This is a genomic window from Blautia sp. AF34-10 (assembly GCF_003477865.1).
Taxonomy (GTDB): Bacteria; Bacillota; Clostridia; order Lachnospirales; family Lachnospiraceae; genus Fusicatenibacter; species Fusicatenibacter saccharivorans.
In genome coordinates this window covers 1-20484 of the sequence record NZ_QUED01000032.1, presented here as the reverse complement: position 1 = coordinate 20484, position 20484 = coordinate 1, and the positions used below count along the sequence as shown (strand labels likewise).

19 protein-coding genes and 5 pseudogenes are annotated in these 20484 nt (G+C 44.2%); 1 reads left to right on the top strand and 23 read right to left on the bottom strand.

Going from position 1 to position 20484, the window contains the following annotated elements:
- Positions 1 to 5: 5 nt before the first annotated feature.
- The 6 genes and pseudogenes from DWZ60_RS15175 to DWZ60_RS15150 all read right to left on the bottom strand — a co-directional run bounded on the left by DWZ60_RS15175 (position 6) and on the right by DWZ60_RS15150 (position 6704).
- On the bottom strand, positions 6 to 1553 hold the full coding sequence (locus DWZ60_RS15175) for an ABC transporter ATP-binding protein (protein ID WP_373141908.1): 1548 nt from the start codon (positions 1551 to 1553) through the stop codon (positions 6 to 8).
- A gap of 168 nt (positions 1554 to 1721) precedes the next feature.
- Complete coding sequence (locus DWZ60_RS15170) at positions 1722 to 2894, bottom strand: BMP family lipoprotein (protein ID WP_055225931.1); 1173 nt, start codon at positions 2892 to 2894, stop codon at positions 1722 to 1724.
- Positions 2895 to 2999: 105 nt separating this feature from the next.
- Positions 3000 to 4309 (bottom strand): annotated as a pseudogene (locus DWZ60_RS15165) (amidohydrolase family protein).
- Positions 4310 to 4389: 80 nt separating this feature from the next.
- The gene (locus tag DWZ60_RS15160) at positions 4390 to 5235 is read right to left on the bottom strand and encodes a purine-nucleoside phosphorylase (protein ID WP_022461581.1); all 846 of its coding nucleotides are present in this window, start codon (positions 5233 to 5235) and stop codon (positions 4390 to 4392) included.
- A 174-nt stretch (positions 5236 to 5409) separates the two neighbouring features.
- The gene (locus tag DWZ60_RS15155; protein WP_022461580.1) at positions 5410 to 6063 is read right to left on the bottom strand and encodes a YczE/YyaS/YitT family protein; all 654 of its coding nucleotides are present in this window, start codon (positions 6061 to 6063) and stop codon (positions 5410 to 5412) included.
- A gap of 431 nt (positions 6064 to 6494) precedes the next feature.
- Complete coding sequence (locus tag DWZ60_RS15150; protein ID WP_243038362.1) at positions 6495 to 6704, bottom strand: hypothetical protein; 210 nt, start codon at positions 6702 to 6704, stop codon at positions 6495 to 6497.
- Between DWZ60_RS15150 and DWZ60_RS17620 the strand changes: the two genes are divergently transcribed.
- The gene (locus tag DWZ60_RS17620; protein WP_207664423.1) at positions 6690 to 6896 is read left to right on the top strand and encodes a hypothetical protein; all 207 of its coding nucleotides are present in this window, start codon (positions 6690 to 6692) and stop codon (positions 6894 to 6896) included. The two genes, DWZ60_RS15150 and DWZ60_RS17620, sit on opposite strands and share 15 nt — an antisense overlap.
- Positions 6897 to 6991: 95 nt before the next feature.
- Here DWZ60_RS17620 and DWZ60_RS15145 read toward each other — a convergent pair whose 3' ends face one another.
- The 17 genes and pseudogenes from DWZ60_RS15145 to DWZ60_RS15060 all read right to left on the bottom strand — a co-directional run bounded on the left by DWZ60_RS15145 (position 6992) and on the right by DWZ60_RS15060 (position 20289).
- Positions 6992 to 7321, bottom strand: a complete 330-nt coding sequence (locus DWZ60_RS15145; protein ID WP_119221997.1) for a cupin domain-containing protein — start codon at positions 7319 to 7321, stop codon at positions 6992 to 6994.
- 215 nt (positions 7322 to 7536) lie between these two features.
- Positions 7537 to 8435, bottom strand: a pseudogene (gene hcp, locus DWZ60_RS20415) (hydroxylamine reductase).
- A complete protein-coding gene (locus DWZ60_RS20410; protein ID WP_330422373.1) occupies positions 8414 to 9169 on the bottom strand; it encodes a hypothetical protein in 756 nt (251 codons plus the stop codon). Before DWZ60_RS20410 ends, hcp begins: the two are co-directional and overlap by 22 nt.
- Positions 9170 to 9384: 215 nt before the next feature.
- A complete protein-coding gene (locus tag DWZ60_RS15135) occupies positions 9385 to 10068 on the bottom strand; it encodes a Crp/Fnr family transcriptional regulator (RefSeq protein ID WP_118640524.1) in 684 nt (227 codons plus the stop codon).
- Positions 10052 to 10231 (bottom strand): hypothetical protein, encoded by a 180-nt coding sequence (locus DWZ60_RS15130; RefSeq protein WP_055225919.1) that lies wholly within the window; start codon positions 10229 to 10231, stop codon positions 10052 to 10054. Before DWZ60_RS15130 ends, DWZ60_RS15135 begins: the two co-directional genes overlap by 17 nt.
- 353 nt (positions 10232 to 10584) lie before the next feature.
- Positions 10585 to 10755, bottom strand: a pseudogene (locus DWZ60_RS15125) (CDP-alcohol phosphatidyltransferase family protein); the annotation flags it as partial.
- A pseudogene (locus tag DWZ60_RS15120) lies at positions 10745 to 11808 on the bottom strand (FUSC family protein). The pseudogenes DWZ60_RS15125 and DWZ60_RS15120, both read right to left, overlap by 11 nt.
- A 31-nt stretch (positions 11809 to 11839) precedes the next feature.
- Positions 11840 to 12883: a sensor histidine kinase gene (locus DWZ60_RS15115; protein ID WP_117802673.1), complete on the bottom strand. Its 1044-nt coding sequence runs from the start codon at positions 12881 to 12883 to the stop codon at positions 11840 to 11842.
- Positions 12883 to 13593 carry a response regulator transcription factor gene (locus DWZ60_RS15110; RefSeq protein ID WP_044024695.1) on the bottom strand — a complete coding sequence of 237 codons (711 nt, stop codon included), beginning with the start codon at positions 13591 to 13593 and terminating at the stop codon, positions 12883 to 12885. Before DWZ60_RS15110 ends, DWZ60_RS15115 begins: the two co-directional genes overlap by 1 nt.
- Complete coding sequence (locus DWZ60_RS15105) at positions 13572 to 15005, bottom strand: phospholipase D family protein (protein ID WP_117814422.1); 1434 nt, start codon at positions 15003 to 15005, stop codon at positions 13572 to 13574. Before DWZ60_RS15105 ends, DWZ60_RS15110 begins: the two co-directional genes overlap by 22 nt.
- Positions 15006 to 15202: 197 nt before the next feature.
- Positions 15203 to 16762 carry a cardiolipin synthase gene (cls, locus tag DWZ60_RS15100; RefSeq protein WP_055225912.1) on the bottom strand — a complete coding sequence of 520 codons (1560 nt, stop codon included), beginning with the start codon at positions 16760 to 16762 and terminating at the stop codon, positions 15203 to 15205.
- A gap of 35 nt (positions 16763 to 16797) precedes the next feature.
- Positions 16798 to 17109 (bottom strand): annotated as a pseudogene (locus tag DWZ60_RS15095) (GTP pyrophosphokinase); the annotation flags it as partial.
- Between the two features lie 169 nt (positions 17110 to 17278).
- Positions 17279 to 18469 carry a site-specific integrase gene (locus DWZ60_RS15090; RefSeq protein ID WP_009271880.1) on the bottom strand — a complete coding sequence of 397 codons (1191 nt, stop codon included), beginning with the start codon at positions 18467 to 18469 and terminating at the stop codon, positions 17279 to 17281.
- 77 nt (positions 18470 to 18546) lie between these two features.
- The gene (locus DWZ60_RS15085; RefSeq protein WP_004613735.1) at positions 18547 to 18750 is read right to left on the bottom strand and encodes an excisionase; all 204 of its coding nucleotides are present in this window, start codon (positions 18748 to 18750) and stop codon (positions 18547 to 18549) included.
- Positions 18751 to 19124: 374 nt separating this feature from the next.
- Entirely contained in the window at positions 19125 to 19364 is a 240-nt protein-coding gene (locus tag DWZ60_RS15070) for a helix-turn-helix domain-containing protein (RefSeq protein WP_025487352.1), read from the bottom strand.
- Positions 19357 to 19785 carry an RNA polymerase sigma factor gene (locus DWZ60_RS15065; protein WP_008787630.1) on the bottom strand — a complete coding sequence of 143 codons (429 nt, stop codon included), beginning with the start codon at positions 19783 to 19785 and terminating at the stop codon, positions 19357 to 19359. Before DWZ60_RS15065 ends, DWZ60_RS15070 begins: the two co-directional genes overlap by 8 nt.
- Before the next feature lie 279 nt (positions 19786 to 20064).
- Positions 20065 to 20289 carry a hypothetical protein gene (locus DWZ60_RS15060; RefSeq protein ID WP_008787629.1) on the bottom strand — a complete coding sequence of 75 codons (225 nt, stop codon included), beginning with the start codon at positions 20287 to 20289 and terminating at the stop codon, positions 20065 to 20067.
- Between the last annotated feature and the right edge of the window lie 195 nt (positions 20290 to 20484).

Here is a 20484-nt window from a genome sequence, read left to right as displayed (position 1 = left end):
CTCTTTTATACTTCTTCGGGAACCGGATCCCGTTTTGCACCTGCCATGTAGAGACCGAGTTCTTCGACAGAAACGGTTTTCGGATCCAGCTGGCCGACCAGCTCTCCTTCGTACATAACAAGAATACGGTCGGAAACATCCATAACCTCATCCAGTTCCAGAGAAACCAGAAGAACGGCTTTTCCCTTGTCGCGCTGTGCAACGAGCTGGCTGTGAATGTATTCGATGGCTCCGACATCAAGACCACGGGTAGGCTGTACCGCAACGAGAAGATCAGGATCTTTGTCGATCTCACGCGCGATGATCGCTTTCTGCTGGTTTCCGCCGGACATGCTGCGGGTGATGGTCACAGGACCCTGGCCGCTGCGGACATCGTACTGCTCGATCAGGCGCTCGGCATATTCGCGCACGGCTTTTGATTTGATAAAGCCGAAGGATTCAAATTCCGGCTGCCAGTAACGCTGCAGCACCATGTTCTGCTCGATGGAGTAATCCAGCACGAGGCCGTGTTTATGGCGGTCCTCCGGGATGTGGCTCATGCCCATCTTGGAGCGGTCGCGGATGGAAGCTTTCGTGATGTCCTGTCCGTTGAACAGAATTTTACCGCCGGATACTTTTTCCAGTCCCGTGAGGCCCTGAACGAACTCGGACTGGCCGTTTCCATCGATACCTGCGATGCAGACAATCTCGCCTTTTCTTACATTAAAGGAAACATCTTTGACGGCGTTGTTTCCGTGCACCTTGCTCGGTACGGTCATGTGCTCTACTTTCAGAACGGTGTCGCCCGGTTTTGACGGCTTTTTGTTGACGGAGAAGCTGACGTTTCTTCCGACCATCATGCGGGAGAGCTCTTCTTTGGAAGTTTCGCTGATGTTGACGGTTCCGATGTATTTTCCTTTGCGGAGAATCGTACAGCGGTCGGCAACTTCCATGATCTCGTTGAGTTTATGGGTGATGAAGAGGATGGATTTTCCTTCTTTTGCGAGGTTCTTCATGATCTTCATCAGCTCGTCGATTTCCTGCGGCGTCAGAACCGCGGTCGGCTCGTCGAAGATCAGGACTTCGTTGTCACGGTAGAGCATTTTCAGAATTTCGGTACGCTGCTGCATGCCGACGGTGATATCCGAGATCAGAGCGTCCGGATCGACCATCAGACCGTATTTCTCGCTCAGTTCCATGACTTTTGCACGGGCATTCTTTTTCTCGAGGAAAAGGCCTTTGGTCGGCTCTACGCCGAGGATGATGTTGTCGAGAACCGAGAAACATTCGACCAGCTTAAAGTGCTGGTGCACCATACCGATGTTGAGATCATTGGCGTCGTTCGGCGTGTTGATATGGACTTCCTGCCCATTCTTCTTGATGATTCCGGAGGTAGGCTGATACAGACCAAAAAGAATACTCATCAGGGTTGATTTTCCTGCACCGTTTTCTCCAAGCAGAGCATGGATTTCTCCTTTTTTGAGCTGTAACGTAATGTTGTCGTTCGCCTTGATACCCGGGAATTCTTTGGTGATGTTCAACATCTCAATAATGTACTCATTTTCCATATACATATTCCCTTTCAAGCGTGGTTTTGCAGGACTGCCGAAGGCATGGAAAACAGGGCAGAACTGCGGGCTTTCATTATGTCTAGTATAGCATTTTGCATGGCAGAAAAAAAGGGGAAGAGAAATAATATTCTCTTCCCCAAAAGGCATATTGTTACAGAAACAGTATGCACATTAGCTGATGTAATCAACGGTTACGTGAGAACCTACTTCCGGCTGATTTTCTGTATCGCTGGAGATTTCGATGGAACCATCGCGGATACCAGCCAGTACAGTTTCATACTGATCCTGTGTGAAGGTTGTGAATCCCCAGGATTCGGAATCGGTAGGAAGGCCGATGTAATCTCCGTCTTTCAGTCCAAGCTGCTGAGCAGTTCCGCCAAGTTCAGAGAAGTTTCCGCTGAAGTAGGAATCCAGAGCGTTGTTGATGGCGCTTGGAAGACCTTTCATAGCGGAAGTCAGGCAGCGCTCGCCGATTTTGGAACGCTGGTCAACGTCTACACCAATAACTTTTCCGTCGTGTGTCTCAGCTGCATCCAGAGCAGATGTCCAGATACCGCCGCCGCAGGCGAATACAACCTGTGTTCCGTCTGCATACCAGCCCTCCATACGGGCGGTGATGGAGTCATCGCCGTAGAACTGGCCGCCATAGTAATATTTTACGTTTACATCTACGCCGTCTTCTTCAGCAGCAGCGTTGATACCCTGTACATAACCGTAACCGAAACGGATAACGGCCGGAACAGCGATACCGCCGAGGAAACCAAGGCTTGTGTAGCCGTCTTTTACTGCAGCGTATCCAGCCAGGTAGCCGGCCTGCTCTTCTTCGAAGGAGCAGATGTACACGTTCTTTCCGAGATCAACAGCTTTGCCGTTTTTTACAATATCACCTTCGGTAACATCGACTGCGATGAAGGTTACATCCGGATAGGTGTCCTGCTCTTCAGCGATGGCAGGTCCGAACAGGTAACCTGGCATTACAACAACGGTAGCACCCTCGGAAACAGCAAGATCGATGGAGTTGATACGCTCTTCATCGGTATCCTCTGCCGGCTTGTAGTACTCGTACTCTACGCCGTTTGCATCGCCGTAGGCGCATACAGTTTCCCAGGTGATCTGGTTGAAGGATTCGTCGGTGATATCTCCGGAGTCTGTGATCATGGCAATTTTCTCACCTGCGGCGTCTTTTTTTTCTCCGTCTGTGGAAGCAGAAGCGGAAGTTGCGCTGGTGGAATCGGCGCCTGTGGATGCGTCGGAGGAAGAGGATCCGTTGGAGGAACCGCATCCTGCGAGTGCAGCAGTTGTCATGGCGGCTGCAAGCAGTAAGCTAACTACTTTCTTTTTCATAATAGTATTCTCCTTTCAAGAGGTACAGCGTTTTTGCGTGTATGGCTACATTATAATATAAAAGAAAAAAGTATGTCAAGCAAAGGAAAAACTGCGTGAAATCCACTAATTATCTGCATGCGAGCCGGAAATTCTTTGGATAATGACGTTGGATCTTGCATAAATTTCTTCCGGGTCAAAGCCGATATGGAATTCGCCGTTTTCGTAGAGGATTTGACCGTTTACCATGGTAAGCTTTACGTTCTGTTTGCTGCCGCTGTAAACGAGGTTTTTGAGCAGATTATTCTCCGGCTGCATGTTCGGCTGATGGAGGTCAATCATGACGAGATCGGCCTTTTTGCCGGCAGCGAGACGGTCGCAGTCAGTAAGCTGCATGGCGTGCGCGCCGCCTGCGGTTGCCATGTAGAGAATGGCGTCGGCCGGGATTCCTGCGGCATCCATCTCGCGGACTTTGGAAAGGCCGGTGGTCAGGAACATTTCGCGGAACATATCGAGGCAGTTGTTACTGGCCGGCCCGTCAGTGCCGATGGCGAGGTTGATGCCGTTATCGTAAAAACGCTTCAGCGGGCAGATGCCGGAGGCGAGCTTCAGGTTTGAGGAGGGATTGGTAACGGCCGTCAGTTTCCGGTCACGGAAGATCTCAAAATCGCGGTCCTCCATCCAGATGCAGTGGTAGCCGCCGCCTCCGTACTGGAACATGCCTAAGCGTTCCATCAGCTGTGTCGGGGTGAGTCCCCAGCGCTCTTTACAGCCCTCGACTTCGCTTTTTGTTTCGGCGTTGTGTGTCCAGACAGGGGAATGGTATTTTTCGGCGAGTTTGGCAACGGATTCAAGAAGCGGGCCGCCGGTCGTATATTCGGCGTGGAAACCGAGCAGATACGAGGTGCGGTCGGAGAGTTCGTTGACATAGTTATACATCTCTTCGAGAATTTCCGGGCTGTCGACGAAGTTGTTGAGACCGCTGGTAAGAACGGTGCGGAATCCGGTGTCGACCGTGGCAGAGATGCTGTTTTTCTGCTGGATGTACATGTCGAAATTGGAGGTGATGCCGCTCGTCAGATATTCCATGATGCCGAGGATATTGAGCCAGTAACGTCGTCCCCGGCGAGCTTTGCCTCGTTCGGGAAGACCTGGCGCTCGAGCCATTCGTGGAGCGGGAGATCGTCCGCGTAGGAGCGGAGGAAGGTCATCGGTGTGTGTGTGTGTGCGTTTTTAAAGCCTGGGATCAGGAGATTGCCGCGGGCGTCAATTTCGTGGTCGAAGACAGGGGTCTCTGCGGCATCTGGATCTGCTTTTCTACCAGGTCCGATATAGGTGATGGTGTCGCCGGTGACATGAAGTTCGTCTTCGGCGATGGAAAAATGGTTTTCAGCGTCGAGTACGAGAATTTTGGCGTTGTAAAAACGTGTATTCAAAAAAGATCTCTCCTTTATTTTACGTGCTGTTTTCAGCGGCCGGGGCCTGTTTTTTTTGACAGACCCCGGCCGCTGTGTGTTTACAGTGTCTTTGCGATGCCCTGAATCGTTGCGGCAACGAGTTTTTTGAACTGCGGTGCAACCATGTCAGCTGCCTCCTGAACTTCCGCATGGCACAGAGGCTGCGGGGAGATGCCGGCGGCAAGATTGGTAATGCAGGAAATACCGATGACGCGCATGCCCATATGGCGTGCAGCGATGGCTTCACAGGCGGTGCTCATGCCGACCGCGTCTGCGCCGAGGGTGCGGCACATGGCGATTTCCTGCGGGGACTCGTACTGCGGGCCGGTGAGCTGCAGATAAACGCCTTCCATCAGGTCGATATCAAGGCTGGCTGCGGCTTTCCGTGCGATTTTCTGGAATTCAAGGTCGTAGATCTGGCTCATATCCGGGAAACGGGTGCCGAGCTCGTCGATGTTCGGTCCGATAAGCGGAGATGGAACGAAGCAGGCGATCTGGCCGTTTAACAGCATCAGAGAGCCTGGCTTTGTGCCCTGTTTGATGCCGCCGGCGGCGTTGGTTAAGAACAGTGCTTTTGCGCCCATCAGCTTCATGAGGCGGGTCGGGAGAACGACGTCGGTCATCGGATAGCCTTCATAATAATGAACGCGGCCCTGCATGCAGACAACCGGCACATCGCCGACGTAGCCGAAGATAAAACGGCCCGCGTGGCCCGGAACAGTGGAAACCGGGAAGCCTTCGATATCGTGGTAATCGAGGGTTGCGGTAACGCGGATATCATTCGCAAAATCACCGAGGCCGGAACCGAGAATCAGTGCGACTTCCGGCTGGAAATCGATCTGGGAGCGGAAGCTCTCGTAGCATTTCATCAGTTTTTCGTAAACAGGGTTTGGGGTGTTGCTCATAGGAAAAACCTCCTTAATATAAATGATTTTCTGCTTTTTGAGTCTTTTTTCGGCTATTTTTAGGGAAGAAAAGCCTGCCACAGAGATGTGAGTCCCGGAGGCAGGCTTTTCTTTTAGAAAAAAGATCATCTGGTAGTTCTATTGTAGTATAGAAAGCGCGGAAAAGCAATGATTTCAGTCATCAAAAATATTCAGATGCTGTTTCATGATATTTCCCAGCCATTCAATGACCGGACCGAGGGTAATAACCATCAGCACGGTAACAATGCCGAGTTTTCCGCCGAGCAGAACGGCGATCGCGGTGACAACGAAGTCGTAGACGATGCGGATCACACGGAACGAAACGTTCGGCAGGTGGGTGGAGATAATGAAGGATACTGCGTCGTACGGTGCAGTTCCCATATCAACATCCATATAGAAGGATGCGGCAAGGATAAACAGGATCAGCGCCGGGATCAGCACGGCGATTCGCACACCCATCGAGGTGAAGAGGTCTGCCGGAAGGACTTTCGCCCAGATCCAGGAGAAAAAGTCGATGGAATATCCCACGAGAAACATGTTTGCGAGGGTTCCGAAGCCTAAGTTTCTGCCGCCGAAAATGATAACGAAGATGAGCAGGACGGTATTGAAGAGCGCCTGCCAGTTTCCGATGCTGATGCCGAGGCGGGTGGAGATGGTCTGGTTTAACAAGGTACATGGATCGGTGCCGAGATCGACGAGAAGCAGCCATGAGAGCGCAAAGCCCATCAGGATGACGGCAGCGATGACCAGAATCAGGCGGGTCCAGAAATGTTTCTTCTGGTAGAAGCCCTGGATGATTTCTTTCATAGTATGAGTTCCTCCCTGTGATTTATGCTTGGCTTTTCACCTTTTCGGGCGGATTTTCTACGCATTTTCTTCGAAATTTTTCGATCGTCTTTCCAACACGTTTTTCGCCCTTCTTTCCAGAAAAATCTCCGCCGTTTTTTTTCGGCGGAGATTTGACCGTTTCTGTTATTTTAGTATATTTTTCCCAAAATGTAAACTATTTTCTTTTAATGATGTCAACTTAGCGTTCACAAAATGATGAACGATAAATGAACATAAATTAACATAAAACATAAAATTAAAAAATACGTTCATTAATAAATTAACAAAATGAACATGTGAGCTGAATGAAATTTGTGCATTCTACAATGTGTCCACGCGAGACGGACAGAACCTTGAAAAGAGCTACAATATACGGATATACGAATTAACGCCATAAACAGAAACCAAAGTTATAGAACCAGCTCCACGTTTTTACCGAAGACTTCGCGGTATAACTGTTCGCGTTCCACGGTGATCAGCCGCCCGACGGAATCGGTTGCCGCATCGAGACAATCGGCGCAGGTGAGGATCTGGTAGAGAATGGCGTTGTCGTTGCCTTTATGGGTATACTCGCGCGGATAGCCGCCTTTTTCGTCGTACCAGAGATGGTGGTAGAGCACCGCCTCGGCGTATGGTCTTGTGGAATCCCATTTGCTGAGGAGCTCATAGCCCATCTGTGGGTGGAGACGGATCAGATCAAAGAGAAAAAGTACATTGCATCATTGGAACCGTATATTGGAGATATTCTACTGGTTGGAATTAATTATGATAAAAAGACCAAAAAGAATGAATGCCTGATAGAAAAGGCGTAAATGAATAAAAAGGCAAGGCAGCATATCACAGGAAATCCTGAGGCATGCTGCCTTATTTTGCCAGGCATATCAATAATTGGTTCAAAAAGGATACGTTAGAATACCACTACCAGAAGCATCTTATACTGCTCTTTGCCATACACTGCATGCGGATGTTTTGCCGGCATGACGATGGATTCGCCTTCGTGGAGTTCGTATTTTACGCCGTCGATGGTGATTTCACCGATTCCGTCGAGGCAGGTGACGAAGGCGTCGCCGCCGGACTCGTGGGTGCTGATTTCTTCGCCTTTGTCGAAGGCAAATAAGGTGATGCTGACGGATTCATTCTGTACCAGTGTTTTGCTGACGATCTGGCCTTCCTGGTAGGAAACCTGATCTTTTAAGACCATAATCTTGGCTTTATTGATATTTTTCATGATGCTCATAGTTCATAAATCTCCGTGATAGAATGAGAACGTGTCTGAAAAAATTCCCAGGCACGTTCTAAAAATGTGTGATTAAGATGAGATGACTCATCAGTGTCGGGCGTGTATAGAAATGGAATCTGAGGTCCGTTTTCTGATATGCCCAAATTCAAAGATATTTTTGTCTGAACATATACAGTATACGTGGAAAAATGAAAGAAAGCAAGGGGTTTTCTTTATTTCCCGAAAAACAATTCCATATCGTTTTCAACGGTATCGATTCCGGCGATGCCGAAGTTTTCAACGAGAAGAGCTGCAACATTCGGGCTTAAAAATGCCGGAAGTGTCGGGCCGAGGTGGATGTTCTTGACACCAAGCGACAGCAGTGCCAGAAGAACAATGACGGCTTTCTGCTCATACCAGGAAATATTGTAGATGATCGGCAGATCGTTGATATCGTCGAGGCCGAAGACCTCCTTTAATTTCAGTGCAATCACGGCAAGAGAGTAGGAATCATTGCACTGGCCGGCATCGAGGACGCGCGGAATGCCGTTGATGTCGCCGAGGTTCAGCTTGTTGTATTTGTATTTCGCACAGCCTGCGGTCAGGATCACGGTGTCTTTCGGCAGCGCCTGCGCAAAATCAGAGTAATAGCTGCGGCTCTTTGCACGGCCGTCACATCCAGCCATGACAACGAATTTTTTGATCGCGCCGGATTTCACGGCATCGACGATCTGGTCTGCCAGGGCGAGTACCTGTGCATGGGCGAAGCTCCGACGATGGTTCCCTGCTCGAGTTCCGTCGGCGGTGCGCAGTGCTTTGCCTGTTCGATGAGCAGGGAGAAATCTTTTGTCTCGCCGATGGCACTGTCGATGTGCGGGCAGCCCGGATAACGAACCGCTCCGGTTGTGTAAATACGGTTTTTGTAACTGTCCTTCGGCGGCACGATACAATTCGTCGTCATCAGAATTGGGCCGTTGAAGGCTTCAAATTCTTCTTTCTGCTTCCACCAGGCGTTACCATAATTTCCCTTAAAATGTTCATATTTTTTGAACGCCGGATAGTAGTGTGCAGGCAGCATTTCGGAGTGGGTGTAAACATCGATGCCAGTGTTCACGGTCTGCTCGAGCAGCATCTCGAGGTCGCGCAGATCGTGGCCGGAGACGAGAATACCCGGCGGGTGCCGACACTGAGATCGACGGTGGTGATCTCCGGATTGCCGTAAGCGGAAGTATTGGCCTCATCGAGCAGTGCCATTCCCTGCACGCCGTAGGAGCCGGTCTCGAGTGCGAGTGCCGTCAGTTCCTCTGCGGAGAGGGAATCGTCGAGCGTTGCGGCGAGAGCACGCTGCAGGAAGGCATCGATTTCCTCGTTTTCTTTTAAGAGAACATTGGCATGGCTGGTGTACGCGGCAAGTCCTTTCAGACCGTAGGTGATGAGCTCGCGTAAAGAGCGGATGTCCTCATTTTCCGTGGAAAGTACGCCGACGGTTACTGCTTTTGCGGCAAACTCATCGGTTGTGCCGTTCCAGAGGGCGGCTTCCGGCAGAGCGGAGCAGTCGGCAAGCTGAGCGAGAAGCGCTTTGGTCTCAAGCGTTGCCTCAATTCGTGCGCGGATCGTATCATCATCAAAGTTCACGTTTGTGATGGTCGTAAACAGGTTTTCGGTGATGAGATGATTGACGCTGGCATCGACGGTTTTTCCTTCGCGGCGGAGCTGTGTCGTCACGGCGGAAAGTCCTTTCGTCGTCCAGATCAGCAGATCCTGCAGCGCCGCTGTCTCCGGGCGCTTTCCACAGACACCGGATTTTGTACAGCCGGAGCAGCCGGCAGTTTCCTGACACTGGTAGCAAAACATATTCTGTTCCATAAAAATAGTTCCTCCTGTAGGGTATTTCCGAGGGGTTAAGCGCAGAGGGAAAAACAGATCTGCGCGGAGTTTCATAATTTACACGTACAGAATATCGGATATAACAGGAAAAGTATGTGGTTATAACCACGGAAAATACTTTTTGTGTATATTCGTTTATGAAAAATAAGCATTTGAAACGATGAAACGGTAAAAAATTTACGTTGCGGTACCGCCTAGAGAGACGGATGACGCAGCGTAAATTTGTTTTTATGAAATTCGAGGATTCCCTCTTTCTGCATTTTTCCGAGTTCTTTGGAGAGGGCGCTCCGGTCGAGGTTCAGGTAGTCGGCGAGGCCCTGGCGGTCGAAGGGGATCGTAAAGGTGTCGGTGCCGGTTTTGGCAGACTGCGCGGCGAGGTAGACCAGCACGCGCTCGCGGATCGTCTTTGGTGTAGTGCAGAAAATGCGGTTGGAGAGGGTAAGATTTTTCTGCATGGAGATGCGGAGCATGTTACTGCGAAGCTGGGACAGCCATGCATCATCACCATCGGCGGTCTGGTCGAGGTTTCGAAGATTGAAAAAGAGAACCGTCGAGGCTTCGGCTGCCGTGACATTCACCATCATCGGCTCCCGACAGAAGGCATACGTTTCGGCAAATACCTGGCCGGGGGTGATCTTGCTTAAGATACTGCGGTTGCCCCAGAGATCCGTATTCTCCACGAAAACGCTGCCGGACAGCACAATCCCCAGTTCGGACACGCGGTCACCCATGTGATAAATGGTCTGGTTTTTCTCAAACGAACACGTCCGCAGCCACCCGCTCGAAACAAGAGCCGTCCGCCCGGTTTCCGAGATGCCATGAAAGAGCGGGAGAGAAAACACCTCGGCCGGAAAAACAGCATCAGCCAATGATTTCATACTGCAGCATCTCGTATTTCAAAATACTGCCCTCCATAATTTCCGGCGGCAGCAGTGCGCGGGCAACCAGTTTCATTTCATTGTCCTCCGGTTCGATGTCATTGCGGCGTAAATGCGCGTAATCACCATCGATGGCGACTACTTCGTAGGTGCAGGATAACATAAGAAAACAACCTCCTTTTTCTTTACATGATACCTATTATACCGTGTGCAGAAACGGATGTCGATGGAATTTTTAATGTCGGAAACAAAAGTCTATGCTATACTTACAGCAGGGTATGACAGAAAAGAAAGGATGGAAGGTAGGATCCTGGGGGAAGAACTTGAACTGGAAGTCTGCTCGGTGCTGAGAAAAATCCGGGAAGATATGTAGCTCATTATCATCAGCGGCTATGCGGAATTTTCTTATATAATAGGAAAGTTCGACATCTGCTCAGAGAAATCCCTAAACATGTGGAGGATAAAAAAACTGATTTTCTAACAGAGCTTCTGCCATGGTCCAAGTCTTTACCAGAACATATCGGGAAGCTCAGACAGCAATAAGATTTCACCAGCTAACAGAGGATTTTTCTTTACACAATAACTCCATATAATTACCGGAATCAGACAAAGCCGAAAAAAAGAAAGAAGATTAGGAACCGTAATAATTCTATTCAAATTTTCTTCCTGATTCACTTCACTCTGCATGTACGGTCACCTTACTTTCCTTTTTTTTAGACATAAACCAATAAAATATAACACAAAATGCTAAAGCAAACACAACACCAAAAACATTTTGAATCACTCTAAGACTAACCGCTCCTTGTAGTCCATAAGTCTCTGCTGCAATGGCTAAAGCACCAAATGTGTTAAATACTGCCTGCCAGCCATATTGTGCTGAAAATCCTACACCGATTCCACCAAGAATTCCTATATATGCATAGATTGACGAAGGAAGCAGAAAATATAATACTGTAAAACATATAACACCTGCAATATTTCCGACAATCCTTTTACGGACTCTGTAGTGCATATCTTCCATAAACGGCAAAATCGTGGACATGGCCGCAATACCAGCCACATTGCACGTGGCATATTACAAAGTTCTGCAATGCAAAGGACAATCGGTACGCATAAAATCTGACATATCTGCCATTTTGTTCTGGAAGAAGTGATATCAAATTCTTGTATCAGATCTTTTAGATTTCTTTTATAGGTTCTGTTTTTATGATTTCGATAAAATACGAAGCAGGTAAGTGCTGCACCTAAAGCCATTCCGACTAATCGCATCTGATAGCTTTTTCCCGTAACATCATAACCATATAGCAGTAGATACCCAAGAACCAATGTAGATTGATTAAACATGAATGGATTATGGCATCCGAACAGAATCAACACAGCCAGTGCCGCAATATTTAACAGCATTCCCAATACCGGTGAAAACTGATTTGCTAAATGCGGACATACAGTCATAATTACAAAGAACAAAGCCAAAAGCATCGTAGATTGTCCGGTGTGGATCCCCAGATCCGCATTTCTAAACACCATGAGACATAATAAGACTACTACACCTACAATGCTGTTCTCATTTCCAAATAGGATACTGAAAATACTAACAAAGCAAAAACAAAATGCCATTGTAGCAGCTATCTTCACCAGATATACCCACATATGATATGATTTTTCTTTTAGTGTTTCACTCTTTTTCAACAGGTTTTTAGAACCTGCCTGATTTAACTGCAACTCCTGATAAAATGTCATGTAATTCCTCCTCTATCTGTTTTTCTTAAACTTATATGGCCTTATCTTTCTGGATTGGAAGCTCTACAACAAATCTGCATCCACCATATTCACGGTTTTCTGCTTTGATTGTTCCTCCGGCACTATCTACAATCCGTTTTACAAGTGCAAGACCTAGGCCATTTCCTTCTGCTTTATGAGATCCATCTACCTGATAGAACTTGTCAAATATTCTGGATTTTACATCATCCTCTATTCCTGGTCCTTCATCTTCCAGAATGAACTTAACAGAATCCTGTTCTTGTTTCAGAAACATCGTAATTGTCCCCTTTGAAGGACTGAACTTAATCGCATTATCCAAAAGATTTATCCAGATATGCATAAAAAGTCCTTCATTCCCAGTATATTTAACTTCCTCCAATTCTACCTGAAAACCAATTTCTTTTTCTGTCCATTTTGTTTCCAATGAAAGAAATGCCTGGCGGATCTGTTCATCCAGACGATATTCTTTTTTTTTCATTGGTATATTCTGATTCTCTAACTTGGATAACAGCAAAATATTACCAACCAATCCGGAAAGTCTTTGGGTGTTAAATAAGATTTTTTCTACATATTCCTCTTGATCCGGAGACAGTTCTTCTCCCTGAAGCAGCATTGTATATCCTTCAATGGCATTAATCGGGGTCTTAAACTCATGAGAAACATCAGATACAAAATCCATCTGCAGCACCTCTGTTGCACGAAGTTCTTTTGTCATAACGTTAAAACTTTGATAAGATTCTCCGACTTCTGCTATACGGCTGTTCGTTTCCAAATGCTGTTCAAAATCTCCCTGAGAAACTTCCTTCATTGCTTTACTAAGTCTGGTAATTGGTTCCAGTAACTTTGCATTAATAAAGGAAGTGATCAGCCCGGCAATCAATGTATTGAAAATCAAAAGCCAGCCAAGCACAGATATGCTGCCCGGCAGATTAAAAAAATGATTCAAAAAAGCAAATAATAAAGCAGATATGACTGTTGAAAATACAAGTGCCAGCCAGATTGCACCAGTCAGACAGGATCGGATCCGCAATCCTTTTTCTTTCTTTTGTTCCATTATTTTTTCACCACCTTGTATCCAATTCCACGCATTGTTACGATTTCAAAATCAGGGTTATCTTTAAAACGCTCTCTGATTCTTCCTATATGTACCTCTATCGTATGTGGGTCTGCCTCCGTCTCGTATCCCCATACTTCATCCATCAACTGTTGTTTTGTAAATGTTCTGCCTGGCGAAGCTGCAAGCTTATATAAAAGCAGGAATTCTTTTTTAGGCAAAACAAGACTTTCCTTATCAGTTGTAACCGTCATTGCATCATAATCAAACTCTGTTGAACCGATCACAATTTTGTGTTCATTCAGTATCTGTGCACGGCGAAGCAGTGCTCCAACTCTTAAAACCATTTCATTCACATTTACCGGTTTTACCATATAATCGTCACTTCCCGAAAGAAATCCCTGGCGCATATCATCAAAGGAACCTTTCGCAGTGATCATAAGTACCGGTATCTGATATCCTGCTGAACGGAGTTCCGACACCAGTTCATAACCATCCATAACCGGCATCATAATATCGGAAATGATCAGATCAATATACTCTTTATCCAATATTTCTAATGCCAGTGCTCCATCCGATGCACTTTTGACCTGATATCCATTCTTCTCAAGCACTTTTTGGAATAGCTGGCTTAATTCTTTATCATCTTCTACAATCAATATTTGAAACACGTTTTCCTTCCTCCTTATTAAAACAGATACCTTGCCCATCCAAGCAGATGCTGTACCAAAAATATTTTTCTCTGACGTTTCTTTGTTAATTCGATTGGCTCTACATGATATGGATCACGATAGGTTCCATCTTCCAATACCTGTCGGGACACTCTTTCATATTCCATCATGCCTTCTTCCAACTGTTTATTAATCTCTTTGCTACGTATTACAAGCATCAGTTCCGTATCCAGATACGTGCTTCTCATATCCATGTTAAAGGAACCGATTACGGATAGATCATCATCAATCAGGATGCTTTTTCCGTGGTAAGAATAGCCGCCTTCATACTCCCAGATATCAATTCCTGTATTTAAAATTCTGTTTCTGTTTCTCGCATAATCAGCAGAACCAAACGGATTTCCATTGTTGGCAACCGAATTGGTCATGATAGAAAAATCCGGAACTCTCTCCGCAATCTCTTTCCATGTATTATACATCATATCATTGCAAATAATATATGGTGTATGAATTTTCACGCGCTCTTTTGCATTTTTCATTAGTTCTCCCAGTTGATACCAGACTACTGGTTCCTTGGAACCTGTGTGGATAGGATTTGACACTAATGCAATCTTTTCTGTCTCAAAAGTTTCGTCCGTGTAATCGGTATCGCAGATTCTTTCCTTATTCTCTTCAAAATATTTCTGATAGCCGTTCTGCAGCTCTAAAACTGCGTTCTTTACAGATTTTCTATTTGCCAGTTTTTTATTGTCATGAAAATAACCACTGTCTTCTTGTTCCCATATCGTTTCAAAATACTCTAACAACTGGTTAACTGAATTTTCTTTCTCAGGTTCATCGCAAACCACTAACACGTCTCTGTCATAGTTCTTATGTCCCGGAAAATCACCCAGGAAATAATTGTATGTATTTCTTCCCCCAAGAATATATCTCTTTCCATCTGCAATCAAATATTTATCATGCATTCTACCCATCATTTTCCACGGTTTCAACGGATTGGCCTTATTATATAGTTTAATTTCAACATTCTCATGGGAAGATAATCCATAGAAATACGGATTTCCTTCCATATCAATCCAGCTCTCCATTCCATCTACTAACAGACGAATATGTACACCCCTGTCTGCCGCATCATGCAGTGCTCCTAAAATCAATTTTCCACTTTCATCGGATTGAAATGCAAAAGTAGAAAGAATAATTTCCTTTTTTGCATTCTTGATCAAACGCACTCTTTGTAAAAGCGCTTCTGGATTCTTTTCTATGATTACTGCCCGTTCTGTATTTTCACTGCATTCGTTCCATGACCCATTTTTTGTTTCTTTTTTGGTTGTATTGGACACTTCCGGCTGCTTTTTATATGCAACGCGGATTCCGAGCAATTCATAAAAAGCCACACATAAAAAAACTGCCAGTATAACAAGAAGGATTTTACATATTTTATACTTTTTCATTGTACATCACCTGATTCCTTTTTATTTCATACTTATACAATACAAAGTCAATCTCAATTTAACCTCAACAAGGTTTGTTTTTTCATCAATGCAACATCTTCTTTGTACAACAGACTGTTAGATATAGCAAAAACGGCCTTTCAAAAACAGTTAACTTCTAAATCAACTGTTTTTTGAAAGGTCGTTTCATCAGATTCTTATAGCAATCCAGCAAATAATCTCATAAATAATTGTCCCAGTCGCAAATATGCACTTCGTCCGGTTTGATATTGGTCTGTCACATCACGACATTCTCCCATCGTTCTTATCAGATCATTTTTTATTTCCACAACTGCCTGACAATCTGCCATAAAACAGCCGTTTTCAAAATGGTGATATAAACTTCGATAATCCAGATTAATTGTTCCACAAGTTGCCATACAGTCATCTGCCACACTCATTTTTGCATGACAGAAACCAGGAGTCCACTCATAAACACGAACACCATGTTTAACCAATCCATGATAAAAAGAACGAGTTATATTATAAATGAATTTTTTATCAGGGATACCAGGTGTGATAATTCTTACGTCTACCCCTCGCTTAGCAGCCAGACATAACGCATGCGTCATTTCATCTGTTATGATTAGATATGGAGTCATAAACCAACAATATTTTTCAGCTTTATTTATCATACTGATATAAACTTCTTCTCCTACTTGCTCATTATCCATAGGGCTGTCTGCATAAGGTTGAACAAACCCAGTTTGCTGTGCCGCATAATCATAGTGGAAAAGGTATTTACTAAAATCAGAATCATTAGCATCCTTATCACTTACTGCATTCCACATTTCCAAAAATGTCACCGTAAGCGACTGAACAGCATCTCCTTCTAAACGAATACCTGTATCTTTCCACTGTCCATACGGGTGTGTGTAATTAAAATATTCGTTTGCTAGATTATATCCACCTGTAAATCCGACTTTTCCATCAATAACTGTTATTTTTCTATGATCACGATTGTTCAAAAACAGATTTAAACCTGGCATAAACGGATTGAATACACGGCAATGAATTCCTATTGCCTCCATCTTTTTCACAAAATCTGTGTTAATAAAGCCTATAGAACCCATATCATCGTAGAATACTCTAACTTTCACACCTGCTTTTACTCGCTCTTCCAGAACATCTTGAATCTTATGCCATGCTTCAGCGTCTTCTATCGCATGATATTCCATAAAGATAAACTTCTGTGCTTTCCCCAAATCCTTAAGCTGTGCCTCTAATCCTTTCACTGCTTCATCAAAATACACAATATCCGTATTCTGATAGATTGGATACTGCGAATTTCTTTGTATGTAACTTGCTATATTTCCTGCTTTCGGAATTGTTTCTTTTATTCTGCTCAAACACTCCTGACTGTCCGGGAGCATTGGTAACAATTTGCTATCAATTTCTGCATATCGCTCACGCATTTTATGTGTGCCGCCATTCAAACCAATCAACAAATACAGGCCTACACCCATAATTGGGAAAATTAGAATTAAGATGACCCAAGGCATTTTCATAGAGGATGTCTTATTTGATGCGTACAATCCCAAAACCAAGATCCCACTCAAAATCCTTGTAAATAAATTTATGATTTCTGCATATTCATTCAAGCGTGTTACGATAGTAATAATAAAAATCACTTCCAGAAGAATGCAGATTATGGAAAAGCACAGCCGTTTTACCCCATTTTTTGTTTTTGCTTTGCCCTCTAAAGTATCTTGTTTCATATATATTCCACCTTCCTACTTGCTCAGTTTTCTCCCTAAATTTCGTGTAACATACCAATTTTGTCTTTTATTCTCTGCATTTCATTATCTGCTTCAAGGATAGCTCTTGCAGAATGAAGTAATTCTTCACTTATCTCATCATAGCCAGGCATTTCTTCAATTCCTTTTTTATAGCGAAGTTGATGTTCCAATGTTGCCCAGAAATCCATACCATTGGTTCGAATCTGTAATTCTACACGCATAGGTGTTTTACCCTTAGCAAAAAATACTGGTATTTCAACAATCATATGATAGCTTCGATAACCATTCGATTTTGGATTTTTTATATAATCTTTTGTTTTAAAAACTTACTAAATTTCTGATTATCTTTTCATAAGTTGGTAAATGCCGATATATCCCGTATTTTAGGGCTTTATCGGTATTTTCTTTTTGGAAGATACCTTGCATAAGCTGGCATTTACCAGCATGAAAATGCAACCAAAAGTAGTAAATGAGTAGTAAATATAAGCTCCGATATTAACAAGCCAGTCTTTCCAGTTCCGCTTTTGCAGATTGAAATGTACCGTGTGCGTAATAGCCAAGTGTCATGGTTATGTTAGCGTGTCCCATGAGATATTGCAGGGTGTTTGGGTTCATTCCTCTATTTGCCATATTCGTACAATAAGTATGCCTGAATGAATGTGGTGTGATGTTCGGTAACTTATCCGTGTGATACTTGTTATATTTCTTAATCAATCCTCGCACCATACCCTCATAGTTTCCTGCAACTTTAGGCAAGCCCTCACGGTTTAAGAATAGGAAATTGCTGTAACCACCTACAATCAGCGGTTGTGCTTTTCCTCTGCTCTTTAGTATTCTTTGGATTGCTTGATAAGCCCGTTCTGTCAATGGAAGTTCCCGTTTTCCGTTTTTGGTCTTTGGTGTTTCAATATAGTAGCCTATTTCGCTATCTTTCAATAGCTGGTGGTCTATATTGAGTATTCTGTTCTGCATATCAATATGCGTCGTCAGTCCGCAAAATTCAGAAATACGAAGTCCCGTTTCCAGCAGAAGCACAACCTCATCATAATACTTGCTGTAAATCTTGTCCTTTTCCATAAAGGCAAGCAGGCGTTCTTCCTGCTCTGGTGTAAGGATAACTTTCTGCTCCGTATCATCTTCCAGAACATCACTTAGCTTAAATTCAAACGGGTTCTTTCTGATACAGTCGTCTTGTATCGCCATGTAAAATGACGCTTTCAAGGAACGCTTATAGTTATCAATCGTTTTATAGGCATATCCTTTTTCACTCATTCTGATAGCCCATTCTTTAGCGTCCGATTGCTTCACAGTATCAATCGCCCTCATACCCAACGGGTCGTTTTTCAGAGCGTTCATAAGATACTGTCGTCCTTTTTCAGTAGCCCTTTTGATGTTCTTTCTTTGGCTGTTCTTCTTGTCGTAGAGCTGGCAGACTGTCATTTTACCGCCGACTGTGTCGATACCGTCGTTAAGGTCTTTTTTTATCTGTGCTTCTTTTTCCCTCAACGATATATCATCACGCTTTCCAGCAGGTGTCTTGTCTGTCGGTACAAGTTTCCAAGAATAGACAAATTGTGGCTTTCCGTATATATCGGTATATTTATAAACGTATCTTCCGTCTTTTCGCTGGCTCTCTCCATTACGCAAATTGCGATTTTTACCGTCTTTTCGTTTTACATTAGACATAGTGTAAAGCTCCTTTCCGTCATGGAATGAGCCGTGATACGCTATATTTATTATACCATATCTACGGCTCAATGACATTAGATTTCGTCCAATGTATCTATGATTTTTTCAAATTGTTTTCGCTTAATCTGAATACGGTTACCGTTCACGATAACCCAGCCAGCGTCAATATTTTCTTCGGCTAATTTACGCAATTTCTTTTCGCCAATGCGGAAGTATTTGGACGCTTCTTCAATCGTCAGCGTATATTTTTCCCAGATAGGCACATCAGTATTGTTCATAATCTATGCACCCCCTTTACTGTGTGTCATTTTTTACAAGCAGGCAGACGGCTTTGGAAAGCTCCGTTAGTATCTCAACTATTCCCATTCTTGTGGGCAGAACCGCACCATGCGGACGTATCATTATTCTGTGAGGATAGGTCGTGGCAAAACGACTTTTCCAACAGTCGCTCTCGGATCACTGCGTGGGTCGCTCGCTTTCTTTTGAAAAGGTCGTGGCGTACAGTCCCCGTGGCTCGCTATCTCACAAACGTATCTGTCTGCTTTATTCAGTTGTCAAAGAGCTGTGGCGAAAGCGTGTTGCTTTCATGTAAAAGCAGGGGCAGAGCAGGAAAGAGGGGATTGAACAAATCATGCTCTGCGGTTACTGCTTGTTATTCTTCGGTTTCTAAAGGAATATCAAAGTCCAAAATCATTTTGATAAGTGCTTCTCTGATACGTCCTTTTAATTCCATGTCTACGACTATGCAGACATTACCATATTTGTCGTAGAACGGACGCAAACAACATTTTGATATGTACGGGTCATACAACGCCAGTATCTTTTCAATCGCATTTACGTTGCCGTCCACAGCCGACGAAATAAGGTAAAATGACGGGCGTGTGTTATTCATCATTCATGTTCTCCTTTAATTTTTTCTTGATTTCTTCAAGTGAGTTCTTCCTACTGCGGAACGACGTTGAACGGTTAATCTTTAATCTGTCGCCGATTTCTGTATCGCTCATGCCTAAGAAGAAATACATCAACAAGATTTCTCTGTCTTTTTCAGACAGATACTTAATCGCTTCTGCTAAATCATCATCAAGGACACGAACCTCAATACCACATACATCAAAGGCGGTATAATCGCTTTCGTATTCGTCCCAGACTGCCAGCTTTTCTACGACGATTTCTGGAAGTTCACAATAGGAAATTTCCTTATTTCTTCGTCGCTTTAATTCTTTGCGATAATTACGGACAATGCCTTTCACTACACGTTTGAGCTTGCAGTCAAATTGACATTGTATTGTCTTTTGGAAGTCCGACGGTTTCATATCATCACACCCCCTTTCCGTTATGACGTGAAAAGTGTTTATCCCTCTTTCCGCACCATATCTGTACAGCAAGGTGTGATTTGTTGCATGATTTTGAAAAAAAATGAAAAAATTTTTTCGGGTACAAAAAAAGCCCGCACAAAACATATAGTCTGTACGAGCTATTAAAGCTGTGAGATATTCAGTTGTTAATAAAATGCTGTTAGGTAGTGTATGACCGTATAAGATTATGCTTAAAACTTTCCATGACACAAGCCCCCTTACAGCACTTGATTTCTATTAAACTTTTGTCTTTTTTGTAATCTTGTAAATATATTCTTCTGGAGTAGGGCGTTTATTTCCAAAATACTTTCTGAAATTCTCCTGCACTTCTGGGTCGGTGCTGTTCATAGCTTCATCAATCGTCGCTTCAATATCAGCTCGAACATCAGCTAATGACACACCGCCAGCTTTTGCACCAGCTTTCAATGCTTTTTTAATATCTCGTTTTTTAAGTCCTATCATAGTATTACCTCGTCACAATTTACTGAATGTTTTAGAAATGTTTTTCAAAATGCTTATATAGAATAATCCCTAAAAATGTTTGCAGTAGGAATAAACCAAATATAATGCCTATAATCCATGCTTCAATATGAAGTAACGCAAGTACAAAAGCAACAAACAAGTACACGAAAGTCATTAACTGATATACTAAAGAAC

Excerpts from the sequence above, each read along its gene's own strand:
- DWZ60_RS15070 (WP_025487352.1), bottom strand. The coding sequence starts at position 19,364 with ATGAATAACACACGCCCGTCATTTTACCTTATTTCGTCGGCTGTGGAC.
- DWZ60_RS15085 (WP_004613735.1), bottom strand. The coding sequence starts at position 18,750 with ATGAACAATACTGATGTGCCTATCTGGGAAAAATATACGCTGACGATT.
- DWZ60_RS15115 (WP_117802673.1), bottom strand. The coding sequence starts at position 12,883 with ATGGAACAAAAGAAAGAAAAAGGATTGCGGATCCGATCCTGTCTGACT.
- DWZ60_RS15060 (WP_008787629.1), bottom strand. The coding sequence starts at position 20,289 with ATGATAGGACTTAAAAAACGAGATATTAAAAAAGCATTGAAAGCTGGT.
- DWZ60_RS15130 (WP_055225919.1), bottom strand. The coding sequence starts at position 10,231 with ATGTTATCCTGCACCTACGAAGTAGTCGCCATCGATGGTGATTACGCG.
- cls (WP_055225912.1), bottom strand. The coding sequence starts at position 16,762 with ATGAAACAAGATACTTTAGAGGGCAAAGCAAAAACAAAAAATGGGGTA.
- DWZ60_RS15145 (WP_119221997.1), bottom strand. The coding sequence starts at position 7,321 with ATGAGCATCATGAAAAATATCAATAAAGCCAAGATTATGGTCTTAAAA.
- DWZ60_RS15090 (WP_009271880.1), bottom strand. The coding sequence starts at position 18,469 with ATGTCTAATGTAAAACGAAAAGACGGTAAAAATCGCAATTTGCGTAAT.
- DWZ60_RS15105 (WP_117814422.1), bottom strand. The coding sequence starts at position 15,005 with ATGAAAAAGTATAAAATATGTAAAATCCTTCTTGTTATACTGGCAGTT.
- DWZ60_RS20410 (WP_330422373.1), bottom strand. The coding sequence starts at position 9,169 with ATGGAACAGAATATGTTTTGCTACCAGTGTCAGGAAACTGCCGGCTGC.
- DWZ60_RS15135 (WP_118640524.1), bottom strand. The coding sequence starts at position 10,068 with ATGAAATCATTGGCTGATGCTGTTTTTCCGGCCGAGGTGTTTTCTCTC.
- DWZ60_RS15160 (WP_022461581.1), bottom strand. The coding sequence starts at position 5,235 with ATGAGCAACACCCCAAACCCTGTTTACGAAAAACTGATGAAATGCTAC.
- DWZ60_RS15175 (WP_373141908.1), bottom strand. The coding sequence starts at position 1,553 with ATGTATATGGAAAATGAGTACATTATTGAGATGTTGAACATCACCAAA.
- DWZ60_RS15110 (WP_044024695.1), bottom strand. The coding sequence starts at position 13,593 with ATGGGCAAGGTATCTGTTTTAATAAGGAGGAAGGAAAACGTGTTTCAA.
- DWZ60_RS15065 (WP_008787630.1), bottom strand. The coding sequence starts at position 19,785 with ATGAAACCGTCGGACTTCCAAAAGACAATACAATGTCAATTTGACTGC.
- DWZ60_RS17620 (WP_207664423.1), top strand. The coding sequence starts at position 6,690 with ATGGTGGTAGAGCACCGCCTCGGCGTATGGTCTTGTGGAATCCCATTT.
- DWZ60_RS15170 (WP_055225931.1), bottom strand. The coding sequence starts at position 2,894 with ATGAAAAAGAAAGTAGTTAGCTTACTGCTTGCAGCCGCCATGACAACT.
- DWZ60_RS15155 (WP_022461580.1), bottom strand. The coding sequence starts at position 6,063 with ATGAAAGAAATCATCCAGGGCTTCTACCAGAAGAAACATTTCTGGACC.